Source organism: Streptomyces sp. NPDC033178 (assembly GCF_055577685.1).
The window spans coordinates 402061-418607 of record NZ_JBVIPT010000001.1 but is presented as its reverse complement, the minus strand read 5'-3'; the positions used below and the strand labels follow the sequence as shown (position 1 = coordinate 418607).

The following is a 16547-nucleotide window of genomic DNA, read 5'->3' as shown; positions in this document are numbered from 1 at the left end:
AGGGCACCTGGTCCCGTGCCCGGTTCCGGCGGTGCGGGTGTGAGGTGACGGACTCGGGCCGCACGTGCTGCCGTCGACCCCGGCCGGTCAGTGGTCAGCGCCGGTGACCGCCGAGGGTGGCGCGTCGCGCAGGCCGAGGCGTAGATGCTCGACATGGAAGAGGGCCTGTTCGAGCAGTTCGGCGACGTGATCGTCGTACAGCGCGTAGATCACCGATCGGCCACGGCGCTCGCCGGTGACCAGGCCGAGATTGCGCAGCAGCCGCAGCTGGTGGGAGCAGGCCGACTGCTCCATGCCCACTGCGTCGGCGAGCTCGGTCGCTGCACAGGGGCCCTCCTGGAGCCGGGTCAGGATCCGCAGCCGGGACGGCGTCGCGAGGGCCTGGAGCGTGGCGGCGACATCGCCCGCACCGACGGCTTCGAGGCGCTCGCGTGCGGTGGCGGTGGTCGTGGTGTCAGCTCCGTGGCCCATGGACCTCATCCTACGGACATGAGGATATGAATGGGTCTTCATGTGTTCCTGTATGGGGGCTCAATGGCCTCGGGCGCCACTGTGTGCTCGCCCATCCGCCTGCCTGTTCGCACGTCTTCGCGTATGACCTCGCGTACGTCTCTGTGAAGGATCACCGCCCTCATGACGTTCACCATCGCCCCGCCCTCCGCCAACCGGGCCGCCCATGCCCGCGACGGGGGCACGTTCCGGCGGCGTACGCACGTCTTCGCCCTGCCCGAGGCGCGCTGGGCCACCGCGGCCACTGTCCTCTTCCTGCTCGCCCTGCCCCTGCAACTGGCCGGAGTCCCGGCCTGGGCCTGGGGTCCGCTGTACGCGCTGGCGTACGTCACCGGCGGATGGGAGCCGGGTTGGGAGGGATTGAAGGCGCTGAAGGACAAGACCCTCGACGTCGACCTGCTGATGATCGTCGCCGCGCTCGGGGCGGCCTCGATCGGCCAGGTGATGGACGGCGCCCTGCTGGTCGTCATCTTCGCCACCTCCGGAGCGCTGGAGGCGCTGGCCACGGCGCGCACCGCCGATTCGGTACGCGGCCTGCTGGACCTGGCGCCCGCCACCGCCGTGAAGCTGTCCGACGGCGATGGTGAACAGCCGGTGGCCGTCGAGGAGTTGAGGGTCGGCGACACGATTCTGGTACGCCCGGGGGAGCGCGTCGGTGCGGACGGGTGCGTCCTGGGTGGGGCCAGTGACGTGGATCAGGCCACCATCACCGGTGAGCCGCTGCCCGTGACGAAGGAGCCGGGCGACGAGGTGTTCGCGGGCACCCTCAACGGCACCGGTGCCCTGCGGGTACGGGTGGAGCGCGACGCGTCCGACTCGGTGATCGCACGGATCGTGCGCATGGTCGAGGAGGCATCCGAGACCAAGGCGCCCACCCAGCTGTTCATCGAGAAGGTCGAGCAGCGCTACTCGCTCTGCATGGTCGCGGCCACCCTCGCCGTTTTCTTCGCGCCGCTCGCCTTCGGCGCCGAGCCGACCGACGCGCTGCTGCGCGCCATGACCTTCATGATCGTGGCCTCGCCGTGCGCGGTGGTCCTGGCGACCATGCCGCCGCTGTTGTCCGCGATCGCCAACGCCGGGCGGCACGGCGTGCTGGTGAAGTCGGCTGTGGTGATGGAACGGCTCGCACAGGTCGACGCGGTCGCGCTCGACAAGACCGGGACTCTGACCGAGGGCACCCCGCGGGTCACCGACATCCGGCCGCTGGCTCATTCCCTCTACGACGAAGACGGGTTGCTCGCCCTGGCAGCCGCCGCGGAGCACCCCAGCGAGCACCCGCTGGCCCGCGCGATCGTCGACGCGCCCCGCGAGCGGGGCCTCGACCTGCCGCAGGCACGGGACTTCACGTCGGCACCAGGCGTCGGCGTGAAGGCAGTGATCGACGGTCGTACGGTCGAGGTGGGCGCCCCCTCCCGTCTCGTCCAGGGCGCCGACCACCGGGCGACCGCGGTCGCGGAAGGGCTGGAGGAATCCGGCCGTACCGCTGTCCTGGTCGTCGTCGACGGCACCCCCGCCGGGGTGTTCGGCCTTGCCGACCAGCTGCGACAGGACGCTGCCGCCACGGTCAAGTTCCTTGCCGCGCTCACCGGTTCCGCGCCCATGCTGCTGACTGGCGACAACTCGCGCGCCGCCGCCCGCCTGGCCGCCGAGGCCGGGATCGACGAGGTACGCGCCGGGCTGCTGCCGCAGGACAAGGTGAGCGCGGTCAAGGAGATGGAGGGCGCGGGCCGCAAGGTCCTGGTGGTCGGCGACGGCGTCAACGACGCCCCGGCGCTGGCCGCCGCGCACACCGGCATCGCCATGGGGCGGGCGGGCTCCGACCTCGCCCTGGAGACCGCCGACGCGGTGATCGTCCGCGACGAGCTCGCCACCGTCCCCACCACTATCGCGCTTTCCCGCCGGGCCCGCCGGCTGGTCGTCCAGAACCTCGTCATCGCCGGAGTGTTCATCACCGGTCTCGTCGTCTGGGACCTGGCCGGCACGCTGCCGCTGCCGCTCGGCGTGCTCGGCCACGAGGGCTCCACTGTCATCGTCGGCCTCAACGGCCTGCGCCTGCTGCGCGACGCGGCCTGGCAGCGGGCCACGGTCGAGGGTGCTCGGTGAGCCGCTGCCGCACCCGGCAGACGGCTCCCGCAGCGTCTGCGGCCCGCTGCACGGTCACCGTATGCCGGGGCTGCTACTGCGGTACGCCGAGGGCCCCGGGCCTGGACCATGCGGCTCAACCGGCCCGACTCAAGGCAGAGTTGGGGCAGCTAGCCCAAGTGCGGGTGGTGAACTGTCTGGACGCCTGCGAACAGGCCGACGTTGTCGTCGTGCAGCCCTCGTCCGCCGGCCGCGCGGCGAGCGGCAGGTGAACTGCCAGGTGGGCGTGGCTGTGCCGTCTCAGGCCGCGCCCCGTTGGGCGCAGACCGGGTGGGGACGCTCGGCGTCGAGGCCGGTGTGCTCGTGCTCGACACCGACCTCCACGACAGTGCGCCGCGAGGCCCGCGATGGCCTGTCGTGAACTGAGTGGCGGCCTCCCCGGCTCGTGGCTGAACCAGAGAAGCCTGGGCCGAGCCAGCCCCATGGGAACACCACTGAACCCGACCTGCCCACCAAGTCCCCTGTCCGGCCGCCCCCACACCTCACAAGCAGGCCGACAAGTCGCAAACACGCACTCACCGCCATTGGGTTGGTACCGGGAGGGCTGCCGTTTGATCCGCCAGTGGCCGGTGAGTTCGGACGGAGGCCGGCGGAGCGGCCGCCTGGGGTGACGCCGAGCGGTCGAACTGCCGCAAGCCGCGCGCATTTTGGTGGCCTGGCGGCGTCTTTCACCGGAGACAACGGCAACTGCTGGGCTGGTCGGCCGACAGGAACCGCTGATGCGCGGGTAGCGGGGGAGGGGCGTATGGCCCTCGGCGGGCGGCTGTCCCCGCTGGAGGACGGGCACCTGGCTGTACTGGGCTGGCATTCCCTTCACCGCCTCCGACCGGGGGGGATGTGGCCTCTCTTGCGGGATACACCCTGGTCTGCTCCTGTCCGCCGGCGTGGTTCAGAATGTGCGGGGTGCGGGTGCGGGTGCGGGGGTTCGGTTCCGGGGGTGGCGTAGGCGCGGAGCATCTGGCCGACCAGGCGGCGCCAGGTGTCGGGGGCCGAGTCGCCGGTGGCGGCGATGACGCCGGCGTTGGCCATCAGGAGGACGACCAGGTCCTGCGAGGTGAAGTCGTCACGCAGGTGTCCGCTCTTCAGCAGGCGGCGCGAACCTCTCGTTGCGCGCGGTCGCCCGGGAGATGGAGCTGGTGCCCTCGGCGCTGTACCGCTACTTCGCCAGCCGTGACGACCTGCTGACCGCGCTGATCATCGACGCCTACAACGCGCTCGGGGACGCGGCCGAAGCCGACCGCGCCGCCCTGCGCGGCCGCTGGCTGGGCATCTGCCACGGGGTGCGGAACTGGGCGCTGGCCAACCGCGCCGAGTACGCGTTGATCTTCGGCAGCCCGGTCCCCGGGTACACCGCCCCGCTGGACATCCTCCCCGCCGCCACCCGCACCCCACGGGTGCTGTTGCAGATCCTCATTGACGGCGTCCGTGACGGCGCACTGCCCGACACAGGCCCGATCGCACTCCCGGATGACGTGCGCGCCGACTTCACCCGCATCCGGCAGGATCACCTCCCCGAGCTGCCTGAACCCCTGCTGGCCCTCGGCTTCCTGGGCCGCACCCACCTGTTCGGTGCCGTCAGATTCGAGGTGTCGCCGGCGCGGTCCTCCGCCAGTCACCCAGTCCGCCGACGCCGACGCCGACGCCGACGTCAACGTCAACGTCAACGAGATCCTGATCCGCTCGACGGCACGGTCGCGTGTGTGTGGTTTCTCGGCCACCGACCTGCCTTCGGTGGGGCAGGAGCCGTGCCTATTCCGGGAAGTCGCGCTTCTCCAGAGGGCGTACTGCAGGACCTTGGAGGATCTCTCCGTCCGGGGCGAAGCGCGATCCGTGGCACGGGCACTCCCACGCCTGCTCCGCGCGGTTGAAGGACACGATGCATCCGAGGTGGGTGCAGCGGGCCGAGACTGCCTGTACGTGACCGTTCTCGTCCCGGTGGACGGCGTACTGCCGTCCGCCCAGGCGCACCACGGCGCCGTCGCCCGGGGGGATGTCGTCCGGTCCGGGGCCCTTCACGGGCGACAGCCGGTCGCCGACGAAGTGCCGGGCGACATGGGCCTGATGCTTGAGGAACGATGTCCCCTCCCGGACGACGGAGGCCAGGCGGCGTGGATCGTAGAGGCCGTCCCACGCGACCTCGCGGCCGTTGATCAGGTCGCTGAGCAGACCTCCCGCCATGATGCCGCCGCTCATGCCCCAGCCGCCGAACCCGGTGGCCACGTAGGTGTGCCGGCTGCCGGGACGGAGCGGGCCGACCAGAGGTACGGAGTCGGTGGAGTCGTTGTCCTGCGTGGCCCAGCGGTGGGTGAACGTGAGCCCGGCGAAGTGGTCGTCGGCCCAGGCGGACAGCCGGGCGAACCGCTCCTCGACGTCCGCGGTGCCGGGGACGAAGTGTTCCCCGGTGACGATCAGCAGGCGTTTGCCGCCACGGTACGGCGCGGTGCGCACGGAGCGCGTGGCCTGTTCCGGTGTGATGTACATGCCGCGCGGGGCGCGGTCCTCGTCGATGGTGGCGGCGACGACGAGTTCACGGCGTGGGCTGAGGCGGGTGAAGAGGAGGGCCCGGTCGAAGACGGGGTAGTGCGTGGCGATCACGACCTTGTCGGCGCGGATCGACACGCCGGTGTCCGTCCGCAGGACGCAGGGTTCGCCCTCGGTGAGGCCGACGACGCGTGTTCCCTCGTACACCGTGCCGCCGCGTCGGCGCAGATCGTCGGTGAGCGCCAGCAGGTACTTGCGGGGATGGAACTGGGCCTGGCCGCTCACCCGGACCGCGCCGGCGACGGCGAAGGGCAGGTCGGTCTCGGTGACGAACTCTGCCGGAAGCCCCGCCTCACGCGCCGCTTCGGACTCCGCCCGCAGCCTTCCGACGCGCCGCGGATCCTCGGAATAGGTGAAGGCCGCCGCCTCTTCCCACTCGCAGTCGATGCCGAGCTCGTCGACGATCTCGCGGGCACGGCCGATCGCTGCCATCTGCGAGAGCGCGTACAGTCGCGCTCCCTCGGGGCCGCGGGTGCGGCGCAGGTGGTCGTAGACCAGAGTGTGCAGGGCGGTCAGCTTGGCCGTCGTGTGGCCGGTGACCCCTGCGGCGACGCGGTCGGCCTCCAGCACCGCCACCTCGCGTCCCTGCCGGACCAGCTCCCAGGCCGTGCTGAGTCCGGCGATGCCGCCGCCGACCACGGCGACGTCGACGGTGAGGTCACCGGACGGCGGGGGAGCGGGGGCGCCGGGCGGTGCGGTTTCCAGCCAGTAGGACCCCTGGATTCCTCTCTCAGCGTTCATAGCGGCCGAGTGCCCTCCGTGACGCGTGATACGCGCCGATATGCCTGTCCTCGGCCGGAATCACCTGGCGGGTCGTCGACGGCGAGACCCGGCAACGGGGATCGGTCAGGTTCGAGAGGCTGGACGACACCCACACCCGGGTGGAGCTCACGATGGACGTAGAGCCCACCGGCATCGCCGAGAAGAGCGCGGACATGCTGGGCGTGATCGGCCGTCGGATCAAGGGCGATCTGCACCGCTTCAAGGACTACGTCGAACAGCGCGGGGGAGAGTCAGGCGCCTGGCGAGGACGCATCCGGCCCGAGAATCCCGGTTCGGCATTCTGACGACCTGGAACCGCGAATCGGGTTCCCGCCGACAACGGTCCTCATCCAGGGGCCGCGCGGAACGGCTCGCGCCGCCCGCGGGTGCTCGCTGGGTGCTAGCTGTGGCCAAGGGCTCAGCCTCCGAGGCGGCGACGGTCCTCCTCGTCCCATTTCCGGGTGTCCCGTGGCTGGACGTACGGTTCGTCGTCGGCCGGGTGGCCCCCGGCGACCGCGCGCTGGCGGACCAGCTCCGCGTCGAACTCCAGGCCGAGCAGAATCGCCAGGTTCGTGATCCACAGCCACACCAGGAAAATGATCACGCCGGCGAGAGTGCCGTAGGTCTTGTTGTACGAGCCGAAGTTCGCCACGTAGAGCGCGAAGCCTGCCGAGGCGATCATCCAGATCAGCAGTGCCAGGAAGCTGCCCGGCGTGATCCAGCGGAAACCGTGGACCTTGGCGTTCGGGGTGGTCCAGAACAGGACCGCGATCATCACCGTGACCAGGACCACCAGCACCGGCCACTTCGCGATCGACCACATCGTCAGCCCCGCGTCGCCGACTCCCAGTGCGGCGCCCGCCTGCCGTGCGAGACCGCCGGTGAACACCACGATCAGCGCGCTGATCACGGCCATCACCATGAGCATCACGGTCACACCGATCCGTACCGGCAGTACCTTCCACACCGGACGGCCCTCGGGTACGTCGTAGACCGCGTTGGCGCTGCGGATGAATGCGGCGACATAGCCGGAGGCCGACCACACCGCCAGCGCCAGACCCGCGATCGCCATGACCGAGCCGATCCCGCCCTTGCCCTGCATCTGCTGCACCGCGTTGCGCAGAACGTCCTGTGCCGCGCCCGGAGCGAGCTTCTGGATGTTGTCCAGGACCGCTTGCGTGGCGGACTGCCCGACGACCCCCAGCAGCGACACCAGCGCCAACAGCGCGGGAAACAGCGCCAAGATCGAGTAGTAGGTGAGAGCCGCTGCCCGGTCGGTCAGCTCGTCCTTCTTGAACTCCTTCAGGGTGCCTTTCAGCACCGCTCCCCAGGAGCGCCTGGGCAGATCCGTCGGACTGTCCGGCGCACGACGCTCCACCTGCTCGTCCGGCCCGGCGTCCGGATTCTGCACGGTCTCGCCCTCGGGGCCGGCGACCCGCCCGCCGTGACGTCCGTGCCGCTTCAATATCCGTACCATTCCGCACGGGTATCCGGCCTCACGCCGCTCATACGCGGATTTTTGACATTTCGGACTCTAATTCTGTGTCCTCAGCCTTCCACGCCGGTGGTCCCGTGGGCCAACGGGCAACTGTCCGGCGAACTCCCCCAGATCCTGCCAGCCCCGCGCCACTTCGAACGGGTATCCGAGTGTGGTGTCGAGAGTGGTCGGCGGCGTCTTCGCCCCCGCCGGCCGGGCCCCGGACGCAAAGCGGGGCGGCCAGCGATCGCACACTGGTGCGGAAGGCCCCACGTACAACCAGTTGTACGGAGAGGCCGAGCGCCGCAACATCAAGGGCCGCTCCTGCATGAAGAAGGCGGAACCGCAGCAGAAGCTGGGGTGTTGAACGGACACGCCGGGCCCATCGCCCCGTTCCCAAGCGCGCGGTGACAGCGCGACCGCTCTCCGGAGCCGCCCTCAGAAGTTCAGCTCGGCAGTGGGCGCCTGTGTTTGAACGGAGACTGCAGGGAAACTCCGGGTGTGGCTGAGCGGCCGTGGGACGAAGGCGGCGGACCCGGTGGGACCCGGGTCCGCCGCCTTCCCGCACCCGGGAGGTACTGGCTTGACCGGGTGACCCAAAGTGCTAGGCCCTGAACGAGTCGGTGCGCGTCCAGAGGCAGAAGGGGTGGCCCACCGGGTCGCGCAGGACGCGTACATCGTCCTGGGGCTGGAACTCCGCCAGGGTCGCTCCCAGGCCAAGGGCGTGCCCGACGGCTGATGACAGATCGTCGACCTCGATGTCCAGGTGCATCATCATCTGCTGCCCGGACGGGGCCGAAGGCCACTGGGGGCGCGTGAAGTTCGGCTCTGTCTGGAACGACAGCCCGGCACTGCCGTCGGGCGGTGCGATCTCCACCCAGTCCGGTTCCTCCTTTCTTGTCGGCCACCCGAGCAGGCCTTGGTAGAACCGTGCGAGTTCGTGGGCGTTCGGTGCGTCAACGGTGGTCGCGGACAACGTGAAACGCGGTCGGGGGCTCATGCGGTACTGCTTCCCTGGTTCGTTGCTGGGACGCCTTCCACCCGTCTGCCCGGCAGCGTCTTCCGATGGCACGGTGACGTGCAGGGCCGTTCTCCTCGGGTACCCGGAGGTCAACCGGCAGTGGCAGGCATCGCCGGGCTCAGGGAAGAGAACGCTCATGACCCAGCAAGTACGCGACATCATGACCAGCGCACCGGTGACCGTTGAACCGCAGAGTTCGGTGACGGCGGTCGCCCGGCTGATGCGTGACGAGAACATAGGGGACGTTCTGGTGATGGACGGTGATCAGCTGCGTGGACTGGTCACTGACCGTGACCTGGTCGTCCGGGCGGTCGCGGAGGGTGGCGACCCGGAGCAGACGACCGTGGCGGGCGTGTGCAGCAGTGACTTGGTCACGGTGGGTCCGGAGGAGGACCTGGACCGTGTGGTGGAGCTGATGCGCGAGCACTCCGTACGCCGGATTCCGGTCGTCGACGGTGGACGGGCCGTGGGGGTCGTCGCCCTCGGCGACCTGGCCATGGAAAGGGACCCGGAGTCGGCGCTCGGAGACATCAGCGTGGCGAAGTCCAATCAGTAGCTCCGCCCTGCGCGCACTGGCCTCGGCGTCGCCGTGAGCGCGGGACGAGGCCGTTCACGCACAGGCTGACGAGATACCCGCGACCGGCAGGCTGCCCTGCGCGGAACGAAGGGGCGCGCGGCCGAGGCCCCCTCCGCTCGGTGGGGCCCGGAGCGGCGGACGTCCGGCGCTGTCTGCTGGATCGCCATCAGGCGATTCTGGAGTCGGCCAAGCAGGTCGGCTCCCGCCTGAAGCGGCAAGACCGCTGTTTCGCCCTCGCCGGGAGCGTTGTGGTCAATGCCCAGGGCGGCCGGGCCGGACCCTGACCGATCCGCTGGGCGTGTTGCCCGAACGGATCTACGGCAGGTTGGCCAGCACGCGGTCCGGCGTCAGGGGAAGTTCGCGGTAGCGGACACCGGTGGCGTGGTGGACGGCGTTGCCGATGGCCGCCGCCGTCCCGACGATCCCGATCTCGCCGATGCCCTTGCTGCCCATCGGGTTGAGATGGGGATCGTCCTCGTCGATCCAGTGGGCCTCCACAGCGGGTACGTCGGCGTGGGCGGGCACGTGGTAGGCGGCCAGGTCCGCCTCGGTGAAGTCACCGAACGCGGCGTCCATGGTGCTGCCCTCGGTCAGGGCCATGCCCAGGCCCATCGTCATACCGCCGATGAACTGGGAGCGGGCGGTACGGGCGTTGAGGATGTGCCCCGCCGCGTACACGCCCAGCAGGCGGCGGACCCGGACCTCCCCGGTGACCGTGTCGACGGTGACCTCGGCGAAGTGGGCGCCGAAGGCGTGCCGCGAGAAGCCGCTGTCGGCGTCCGCGCTGCCTTCTGTGTCGGCGCTCGCGGTGAGGCCCGGCTCCGGCAGGGGCCTCGTGTGTTCCGCGAGAACCGCGCTCAACCGTGTGCAGGCCTCGTGGACCGCCCAGCCCCACGAGGCGGTGCCCGAGGAACCGCCGGCCAGTGACGCCGACGGCAGGTCACTGTTCCCGATCTCGGTACGGACCCGTTCCAGCGGGACGCCGAGGGCGTCGGCGGCGACCTGTGCGAGGACCGTGCGGGCACCGGTGCCGATGTCGGTCGCGTTGATCCGGACGATGAAGCTTCCGTCCGGCCGGGCTTCGGCGGTCGCGGTGGAAGGCTGGATCAATACCGGATACATCGCGGCCGCCACTCCCGTCCCCACCAGCAGGGGACCCGCGGAGCGGGAGCGCGGACGGGGGTCGCGGTGCGGCCAGCCGAAGAGTCGGGCACCTTCACGCAGACACTCGACGAGATGCCGGCTGCTGAAGGGCTTGCCACTGTCCGGTTCGGTCTCCGGCTCGTTGGCAACGCGCAGCTCGACGGGGTCCATCCTGAGTGCGACCGCGAGTTCGTCCATGGCCGACTCCAGGGCGTACATGCCCGGTGCCTCACCGGGCGCGCGCATCCAGGAAGGGCTGGGAACATCCAGCGGTACGACGCGGTGGCTGGTGCGGCTGTTCGGCGCGGCGTACATGATGCGGGCGGATACAGCTGCCTGTTCGACGAACTCCTTGATACGGGATGTGTGAGTGGTGACCTCGTGCCGCAGCGAGGTGAGGGAACCCTGTTCGGTGGCACCGAGGCGGATGCGGTGCAGGGTGGGCGCGCGATGGCCGACGAGGGCGGGCAGGAGGCGGCGGGGCAGGGCCACGGTGACAGGGCGTCCGGTCTGCCGCGCCGCCATCGCGGCGAGCACCACGTGGGGGCGTGGGGTCCCCTTGGACCCGAAGCCGCCGCCGACATGCTCGGACATGACGGTGACCCGGTCCTCGGGAAGCCGGAACAGCGCGGCGAGTGTGGCTCGTACGACCGTGGTGCCCTGGCTGGAGTCGTACACAACAAGCCGGCCGTCGTTCCAGCGGGCGGTGGCCGCGTGCGGCTCCATGGGGTGGTTGTGCAGGGGCGGCACCCGATAGTCGGCGTCGACGCGGACCGCGGCGGACGTGAACGCGCCCTCGGGGTCGCCCTGTTCCCGCTGTGCCGGGTAGCCACCGTTGGCCTCTTCGGGGACGTACGCTCCCGGATGGGTCTCGGTGAGCGTCACGTCATGGTCCTGTGCGGCGTACTCGACACGCACGGCCGCGGCACCGGCCCGGGCCGCTTCCAGCGTCTCGGCGACGACCAGTGCGATCGGCCAACCGCGGTGCGGTACCCGGGAGTTCTGCAGGACGGCGAGTGTGGGGTCGTCGGGGTCGGCGAGCCGGGGAGCGTTCTCGTGGGTGAGCACGGTCAGGACCTCGGGGAGCCGCAGGGCCTCGCTGGCGTCGATCGCGCGGACCGAACCACGGGCGACGGCGGCAGCCACGGGCCACGCGTGCACCCGGTCGGAGACAGTGTGTTCGGCGGCGTAACGGGCCAGGCCGGTGACCTTGTCACGGCCCTCCCGGCGCTCGGCGGGCGCGCCCAGCGCGGTATCGGTGTCGGCCATGGAGTCCTCCTGGGGGTGCCGGTCGCGAGGCCCTGTCAGGTGTTGGCCGGCGGCGCCAGCCGGGTCAGGACGTCGAGGGCGAGGTTGCGGGCCAGACGCACCTTGTAGGCGTTGTCGCGCAGGGGCTGGGCGGCGGCGAGTTCGAGGTCCACGGCACGCTCGAAGGCGGCGACCGTGGGCGCCGCGCCCAGCAGGGCTTCCTCCGCGCGCCGGGCGCGCCAGGGCCGGTGGGCCAGCGCGCCGAAAGCGATCCCGGCGTGCTGGACGACGCCGTCGCCGGTGTGCAGGACCGCGGCGACGGAGGCGAGGGCGAAGGCGTACGAGGCGCGGTCGCGGGCCTTGCGGTAGAGGGACGGCAGCCCGGCCGCGGCGGCCGGCAGGACGACCGCGGTGATGAGTTCACCGGGGCGGATCTCGGTGTCACGCTCAGGGTGGTCACCGGGCAGCCGATGGAACTCGGCGGCGGGAACGGCGCGTTCGCCCTCTGCCCCGTACAACTCGACGCGTGCGTCGAGGGCGGACAGGGCGACGGCCATGTCGGAGGGATGCGTGGCGATGCACAGCGGCGAATGCCCGAGCACCGCGTGGTCGCGATGGACGCCGTCCCGGGCGCCGCAGCCGCTGCCCGGCTCGCGCTTGTTGCAGGGCTTGCCGGTGTCCTGGAAGTAGGGGCAGCGGGTGCGCTGGAGAAGGTTGCCGCCCGTGGTGGCGATGTTGCGCAGCTGCCCGGAGGCGCCCGCGAGCAGCGCCTGTGAGAGCACCGGGTAGCGGTCACGGACCACAGGGTGGGCCGCGAGGTCGCTGTTGCGGACGGTGGCCCCGATACGCAGCCCGCCGTCGGGCAGCAACTCCACCGAGTCCAGGGGCAGTCGGCTGACGTCGACGAGGGTGGCCGGCTCTTCCACGCCGAGCTTCATCAGATCGACGAGATTGGTGCCGCCGCCGAGATACCGCGCGCCGGGATGCGAGGCGTACGCGTCGGCCGCCTCCTCGGCGCTGCCCGCGCGTATGTATCCGAAGGGCTTCACGAGATCACGTCCTGGACGGCTTCGACGATGTGCGGGTAGGCGCCGCAACGGCAGAGGTTGCCGCTGAGCCGCTCGCGGATCTCGTCCCCGCCCAGCGGTACGGGCTGCCCGGAGGGGACAGCGTGGTCGGTGACGTGGGAGGGATGGCCGGCCCCCGCCTCGGCGACCGCGCCCAGGGCGCTGCAGATCTGCCCTGGAGTGCAGTAGCCGCACTGAAAGGCGTCGCGGTCCAGGAAGGCGCGCTGGAGCGGATGGAGTTCCTCGCCGTCCCCCGAGAGTCCTTCGACGGTCGTGATGTCGCCGCCGTCGAGGGCGACGGCGGGCAGCAGGCAGCTGTTGGCACGGCGGCCGTCGACCAGGACCGTGCAGGCGCCGCACTGGCCATGGTCACAGCCCTTCTTGGCACCGATGAGGTCGAGGTCCTCGCGCAGTACGTCCAGAAGAACGGAACGGTGGTCGACGGTGAGCGTGTGCGGTTTGCCGTTCACCCGCAGAGTGATGTCCGAGTGGTGGCTGTCGGGTGAGGCGGAGGCGCCGCGCGCGACATCGGAATCCATGAAGACCTCCGTACGTAAAGGCCGTTGGGACGGGGCGTTCGGAAAAGGGGTACGAGAGCTACGGCAATGTGTCGTCCTCGTCCGGGACCAGGTGGACGGCAGCCTCTTCCGCAGCGGCCGCGCCGCCGTCGATGCCGACGTCGTCGGCGATCATGTCCTTCTCGGCGTCCTCGCGCGCGCCCTCGTCCGGAGCCACGAGGCGGCCCGCCCGGTCTGCACCCACCTCCGCGTCCAGCGGCTCCCCCTGCCCGCCCGGGAGGTCCCCTACGCGATCGTCCGCGTCGGGCTCCTCCAGCGCCGGATCCGTACGCTCCTCGGCCAGCCTCTGGTCCAGGCTCTCGCCCTCGTGCTGCTCACGACCGGTGGTGCCCTGGTGCTCCACGGCGAGCGGACGCTCGGGGGGTGACCAGCCTTCCTCGTAGGGGTCGCTGCCCCGGTCGCTGAGCGTGTCCTCCGGATCCAGGACGCCCTCGTCCTCACGGTCGTCGGTGCCTTGGGGCTGGTAGACCTCGTCACCCATGGCGTCGTCGTTCTGGCTTCCCATGGCGCACATACCTTTCGGATGGATCCAGGTGCTTGAGTCCACGTATCCAGGCTGACCCCGTCCACACTTTCCGGCACGCCGGGGAGGTGTGCGGGGCTGGGGCCGGGGTGTGTGCGGGGGCGGGGCGGGTACCCGGCCGTCCCGACGGGCGAGAGCCCGCGAACACCAAGGAGGCTCGTATGACCAGCAGCACGGAAACCGGTGGCGTCACGGGCACGCCGGACAAGGACTACAACCTGATCTGGTATGTGGAGGCGTGTTTGAGCAACGCGCTGCGCCTGGAGGCGTACATCGCGGATGCGGAGCGTGACAAGGACGCCGAGGCCGTGGATCTTTTCCGCAAGGCCCAGGCGGACAGCCGCAAGGGCGCCGAAATCGGCAAGCGTCTACTGCGCTCGCGGCTGGCCGACAGCTGACGGCCGTACCGGGCACGTCCGTGGGTCGATGTGACGGCAGAGCGGTCGGATCCGGGTTCGAGCCGACCGCCTGGTCTGTGTCCTCAGCCTTCCACTCCGGTGGCCCCGTGGGCCGCTCCCACCGGCTTCGACTCCGGGGATCCGCGTTGCCGCAGGTAGATCGAGAGGACCGCCATCGAGGCGACGGCCAGCAGTTCGGACTGCCAGTTCTGCAGCGTGCGGTTCCAGAAGTCCGCCGCGCCCAGGTAGTCGGCCCAGCTCAGCGGTGCCTGCAGCTGTCGTAGCCGCTGTTCGTTGTAGGCGGCCGTGCCGGTGATCGACTGGACCAGCCAGGACAGCAGGAAGACCGTACCCATGACCAGCAGTAGCGAGTGGGAGTACACCGCGCGCCGCCATCCGCCGGCCTTGGCCCACCTGGGCGAGCTCTCCTTGGCGTGCTCGCCGACCAACTGTGCCTCGTCGGACTCGGTGCCGGCCTTGTGCAGTTCCTTGGACTCCGGGGAGCCGCGTTGCAGCAGCCAGACGGTCACCCCGACGTACAGGAAGAACTGCAGGTACTCCGACTGCCAGTTCTCGGACACGTCGACGGCGAAGTCGGACGTCGTGACGTACTCGCCGAGAGAGATCTGCTGGAGCTGGTCCGCGGCCATCTGGTTGTTGAAGTCGGCGTGTCCGGCGATCGCCTGCCCGACAAGGGCCAGCAGGAACGCGGCCGTGAAGAACAGCCCGAGCCCGTTGTCCCGCACGAAGCCCCTCAGGCCCCGGCGGGTCGGCGGTGTGGTCCGGGAGGAGTCGTCGGTCATCGGTGCATCAACCCCAGGACCGCCAGGTAGACAAGGCCGACCGCGATGATCACGACGACCACGGTGAACATGACCCTCACGACCTCACCCGCCCTTGACCCGGCACTGGTACGGCTCCTGCGGCCGCGGCTCGCATCCGGCGGCCACCACCTTCCAGCCGGAGGTGAAGTGGGAGAGGAACAGGGTGTCCGACGAAAGCACCGCCCGCGCCTGGTTCCCGTACACGTCCGCCCGCCGCACGGGACCGCCCGGCGGCAACGACTCCTCACTCAGCGCCTTCGCGCAGGGAGTGTCCGCCGACTGCTCCAACTCCTCCACGGTCGCGGGCGCGAGAACGGCGCACACCCGGTCGTAGGCACCTTCGCCGAGGGCCTGCTCGAACACGGCCGTTGTGTCGCGTACGTCGTCCCGCCGTTCGGCCACCGTTCCGCACCCGCTGGTGCTGCAGGCGCCCAGTAGAACGGCAACAACCACCGTGCACGCTCGCCCGGCCATCCGCCCACCTCCAACTGCAGTACAACGCAACGAGCCCCACGCGAGCGGCTACCGCGCCCCAGCCTTCCCCCACCTGGCCGATCCGGCGGGGATCCGGCGGGGATGAGGAAGGCGGGCCGCAACAGGCCGTACGTCCGTGGCGTACGCGGTCGGTGACGAGCCTGGTGTGGCACTTGATGTGCCATGGAGTGGACTCGTAGGGCGACACGGGCTGTCCGGCGCTGTGCCGGCGCTGGCGTACCGACAGTGCGGCGGGCCAGGCGATCAGGCTCCGCGATGCCGGGCCGGCTTTCCAAAGTGATGTGAACGGCGTTCCGGACGCGTTGCAGCGCAGGCTCGGGGTGGGCGATGCCGTGGTGGTCGGCCTGGGATCCATGATCGGTGCGGGGATCTTCGCCGCTCTGGCTCCGGCGGTGCGGGCGGCCGGGTCCGGTCTGTTGCTGGGCCTGGCCGTTGCGGCAGTGGTGGCGTACTGCAACGCGCGCCCTCCGCCCGGCTGGCCGGCCGCACGGCACCCGGCCTCGGGTGGCACTTATGTCCACGGCCGTGAGCGGCTGGGGGACTTCTGGGGCTGTCTGGCCGGCTGGAGCTTCGTGGTGGGCAAGACTTGAGCAGTTCGCCCCGGGACCGGCCGTCCCCGTGCTCGCCGGACAGGGAGCTCGCCGTAGGAGACGACCAGGTCGGCGGCGCGCTCCAGGAATCGGCGGAAGTCCGCGACGCCCTCGGCGGTCCTGAGCCCGAACGGGATCCGCGTGTGCACGCACTCCTGGCCGAAGTGCCCGTACAGCGACGCATGGGCGTAGTCGAACTCGGCGAACAGGCGCTTCAGGTCCCGCAGATAGGCGCCGAGCTGCTCGGGCGGGACGGCCGAGTCCTCCCAGCCCTCCCAGGTCTCCTGGTAGTCCGGCGGACGGGCGGTCACCCACGCGGAATGCGCTTCAGCGGGCGCCGGTCGCGCCACCCGCCCCGTGACTACCTACCTCGTCGGCACTCAGGAGGGCGCCGACCACCCTGGTACCCATCATCGCGCCGAGCAAAGCCCCTGTCCTGGGCGCAGCCGCCGCGCGCCGTGCCCGGGCGACAGGCCCGGATACCTCGGGCCCCGTGCTCGCCGGGGTTTCGTGACTTGGATTGCGGCCTCTGGGTACACGGGCCACTCGAACCCGCTCGTGTGGTGCCCCTTACCGGGATCGCGCAGGCTGATGAGATTGGCGCCGAGGAAGCCACGGGCCCGCGCCGGGTCGGGCTGGGAGCCGTGTGAA

Annotated in this window: 14 protein-coding genes and 5 pseudogenes; 8 read left to right on the top strand and 11 right to left on the bottom strand. The window is 70.6% G+C overall.

Features of this window, described 5'->3' with window-relative positions; genetic code table 11:
- Positions 1 to 87 precede the first annotated feature (87 nt).
- Positions 88 to 471: an ArsR/SmtB family transcription factor gene (locus tag ACZ5VQ_RS02090; protein ID WP_469103225.1), complete on the bottom strand. Its 384-nt coding sequence runs from the start codon at positions 469 to 471 to the stop codon at positions 88 to 90.
- 162 nt (positions 472 to 633) lie between these two features.
- On the opposite strand from ACZ5VQ_RS02090, the gene ACZ5VQ_RS02085 reads away from it, so the two are divergent.
- From ACZ5VQ_RS02085 to ACZ5VQ_RS02075, 3 genes and pseudogenes are all read left to right on the top strand, one after another.
- Positions 634 to 2613: a heavy metal translocating P-type ATPase gene (locus ACZ5VQ_RS02085; protein ID WP_469103224.1), complete on the top strand. Its 1980-nt coding sequence runs from the start codon at positions 634 to 636 to the stop codon at positions 2611 to 2613.
- Positions 2610 to 2861: pseudogene (locus ACZ5VQ_RS02080) on the top strand ((2Fe-2S) ferredoxin domain-containing protein); the annotation flags it as partial. The gene ACZ5VQ_RS02085 and the pseudogene ACZ5VQ_RS02080, both read left to right, overlap by 4 nt.
- 918 nt (positions 2862 to 3779) lie before the next feature.
- Positions 3780 to 4520 carry a TetR-like C-terminal domain-containing protein gene (locus ACZ5VQ_RS02075; RefSeq protein WP_469103223.1) on the top strand — a complete coding sequence of 247 codons (741 nt, stop codon included), beginning with the start codon at positions 3780 to 3782 and terminating at the stop codon, positions 4518 to 4520.
- Here the strand turns inward: ACZ5VQ_RS02075 and ACZ5VQ_RS02070 are convergent.
- A complete protein-coding gene (locus tag ACZ5VQ_RS02070; protein WP_469103222.1) occupies positions 4402 to 5934 on the bottom strand; it encodes an FAD-dependent oxidoreductase in 1533 nt (510 codons plus the stop codon). The genes ACZ5VQ_RS02075 and ACZ5VQ_RS02070 overlap by 119 nt on opposite strands.
- A gap of 59 nt (positions 5935 to 5993) precedes the next feature.
- Between ACZ5VQ_RS02070 and ACZ5VQ_RS02065 the strand changes: the two are divergent.
- Positions 5994 to 6260: pseudogene (locus ACZ5VQ_RS02065) on the top strand (SRPBCC family protein); the annotation flags it as partial.
- 113 nt (positions 6261 to 6373) lie between these two features.
- Here the strand turns inward: ACZ5VQ_RS02065 and ACZ5VQ_RS02060 are convergent.
- The gene (locus ACZ5VQ_RS02060) at positions 6374 to 7432 is read right to left on the bottom strand and encodes a YihY/virulence factor BrkB family protein (RefSeq protein WP_469103221.1); all 1059 of its coding nucleotides are present in this window, start codon (positions 7430 to 7432) and stop codon (positions 6374 to 6376) included.
- A gap of 229 nt (positions 7433 to 7661) precedes the next feature.
- Between ACZ5VQ_RS02060 and ACZ5VQ_RS02055 the strand changes: the two are divergent.
- Positions 7662 to 7799, top strand: a pseudogene (locus tag ACZ5VQ_RS02055) (plasmid stabilization protein); the annotation flags it as partial.
- A 237-nt stretch (positions 7800 to 8036) separates the two neighbouring features.
- Here the strand turns inward: ACZ5VQ_RS02055 and ACZ5VQ_RS02050 are convergent.
- A complete protein-coding gene (locus ACZ5VQ_RS02050; RefSeq protein ID WP_469103220.1) occupies positions 8037 to 8432 on the bottom strand; it encodes a VOC family protein in 396 nt (131 codons plus the stop codon).
- Between the two features lie 157 nt (positions 8433 to 8589).
- Here ACZ5VQ_RS02050 and ACZ5VQ_RS02045 point away from each other — a divergent pair, with 157 nt between their 5' ends.
- Positions 8590 to 9009: a CBS domain-containing protein gene (locus tag ACZ5VQ_RS02045; RefSeq protein ID WP_362070593.1), complete on the top strand. Its 420-nt coding sequence runs from the start codon at positions 8590 to 8592 to the stop codon at positions 9007 to 9009.
- 336 nt (positions 9010 to 9345) lie between these two features.
- Here the strand turns inward: ACZ5VQ_RS02045 and ACZ5VQ_RS02040 are convergent, their stop codons facing one another.
- Genes ACZ5VQ_RS02040 through ACZ5VQ_RS02025 form a run of 4 tightly spaced genes read right to left on the bottom strand, consistent with a single transcriptional unit; the run spans position 9346 to position 13571 of the window.
- The gene (locus ACZ5VQ_RS02040; RefSeq protein WP_469103219.1) at positions 9346 to 11442 is read right to left on the bottom strand and encodes a xanthine dehydrogenase family protein molybdopterin-binding subunit; all 2097 of its coding nucleotides are present in this window, start codon (positions 11440 to 11442) and stop codon (positions 9346 to 9348) included.
- A gap of 35 nt (positions 11443 to 11477) precedes the next feature.
- Positions 11478 to 12470: an FAD binding domain-containing protein gene (locus ACZ5VQ_RS02035; protein WP_469103218.1), complete on the bottom strand. Its 993-nt coding sequence runs from the start codon at positions 12468 to 12470 to the stop codon at positions 11478 to 11480.
- Positions 12467 to 13027, bottom strand: coding sequence for a (2Fe-2S)-binding protein (locus tag ACZ5VQ_RS02030; protein ID WP_469103217.1), 561 nt, complete (start codon positions 13025 to 13027; stop codon positions 12467 to 12469). Before ACZ5VQ_RS02030 ends, ACZ5VQ_RS02035 begins: the two co-directional genes overlap by 4 nt.
- Positions 13028 to 13085: 58 nt before the next feature.
- Positions 13086 to 13571, bottom strand: coding sequence for a DUF5709 domain-containing protein (locus ACZ5VQ_RS02025; RefSeq protein WP_469103216.1), 486 nt, complete (start codon positions 13569 to 13571; stop codon positions 13086 to 13088).
- Positions 13572 to 13750: 179 nt separating this feature from the next.
- Between ACZ5VQ_RS02025 and ACZ5VQ_RS02020 the strand changes: the two genes are divergently transcribed.
- On the top strand, positions 13751 to 13987 hold the full coding sequence (locus ACZ5VQ_RS02020) for a hypothetical protein (RefSeq protein ID WP_469103215.1): 237 nt from the start codon (positions 13751 to 13753) through the stop codon (positions 13985 to 13987).
- A gap of 83 nt (positions 13988 to 14070) precedes the next feature.
- Here ACZ5VQ_RS02020 and ACZ5VQ_RS02015 read toward each other — a convergent pair whose 3' ends face one another.
- Positions 14071 to 14790: a DUF6766 family protein gene (locus ACZ5VQ_RS02015; RefSeq protein WP_469103214.1), complete on the bottom strand. Its 720-nt coding sequence runs from the start codon at positions 14788 to 14790 to the stop codon at positions 14071 to 14073.
- Between the two features lie 84 nt (positions 14791 to 14874).
- A complete protein-coding gene (locus ACZ5VQ_RS02010; RefSeq protein ID WP_469103213.1) occupies positions 14875 to 15213 on the bottom strand; it encodes a hypothetical protein in 339 nt (112 codons plus the stop codon).
- A gap of 374 nt (positions 15214 to 15587) precedes the next feature.
- Between ACZ5VQ_RS02010 and ACZ5VQ_RS02005 the strand changes: the two are divergent.
- A pseudogene (locus ACZ5VQ_RS02005) lies at positions 15588 to 15893 on the top strand (amino acid permease); the annotation flags it as partial.
- Position 15894: 1 nt separating this feature from the next.
- Here the strand turns inward: ACZ5VQ_RS02005 and ACZ5VQ_RS02000 are convergent.
- Positions 15895 to 16207, bottom strand: a pseudogene (locus ACZ5VQ_RS02000) (FAD-binding oxidoreductase); the annotation flags it as partial.
- Between the last annotated feature and the right edge of the window lie 340 nt (positions 16208 to 16547).

What these genes read in the sequence shown, in the direction of transcription:
- ACZ5VQ_RS02075 (WP_469103223.1), top strand. Translation starts at nt 3,780, where the DNA reads ATGGAGCTGGTGCCCTCGGCGCTGTACCGCTACTTCGCCAGCCGTGAC.
- ACZ5VQ_RS02090 (WP_469103225.1), bottom strand. Translation starts at nt 471, where the DNA reads ATGGGCCACGGAGCTGACACCACGACCACCGCCACCGCACGCGAGCGC.
- ACZ5VQ_RS02085 (WP_469103224.1), top strand. Translation starts at nt 634, where the DNA reads ATGACGTTCACCATCGCCCCGCCCTCCGCCAACCGGGCCGCCCATGCC.
- ACZ5VQ_RS02045 (WP_362070593.1), top strand. Translation starts at nt 8,590, where the DNA reads ATGACCCAGCAAGTACGCGACATCATGACCAGCGCACCGGTGACCGTT.
- ACZ5VQ_RS02030 (WP_469103217.1), bottom strand. Translation starts at nt 13,027, where the DNA reads ATGGATTCCGATGTCGCGCGCGGCGCCTCCGCCTCACCCGACAGCCAC.
- ACZ5VQ_RS02050 (WP_469103220.1), bottom strand. Translation starts at nt 8,432, where the DNA reads ATGAGCCCCCGACCGCGTTTCACGTTGTCCGCGACCACCGTTGACGCA.
- ACZ5VQ_RS02070 (WP_469103222.1), bottom strand. Translation starts at nt 5,934, where the DNA reads ATGAACGCTGAGAGAGGAATCCAGGGGTCCTACTGGCTGGAAACCGCA.
- ACZ5VQ_RS02060 (WP_469103221.1), bottom strand. Translation starts at nt 7,432, where the DNA reads ATGGTACGGATATTGAAGCGGCACGGACGTCACGGCGGGCGGGTCGCC.
- ACZ5VQ_RS02040 (WP_469103219.1), bottom strand. Translation starts at nt 11,442, where the DNA reads ATGGCCGACACCGATACCGCGCTGGGCGCGCCCGCCGAGCGCCGGGAG.
- ACZ5VQ_RS02020 (WP_469103215.1), top strand. Translation starts at nt 13,751, where the DNA reads ATGACCAGCAGCACGGAAACCGGTGGCGTCACGGGCACGCCGGACAAG.
- ACZ5VQ_RS02025 (WP_469103216.1), bottom strand. Translation starts at nt 13,571, where the DNA reads ATGGGAAGCCAGAACGACGACGCCATGGGTGACGAGGTCTACCAGCCC.
- ACZ5VQ_RS02015 (WP_469103214.1), bottom strand. Translation starts at nt 14,790, where the DNA reads ATGACCGACGACTCCTCCCGGACCACACCGCCGACCCGCCGGGGCCTG.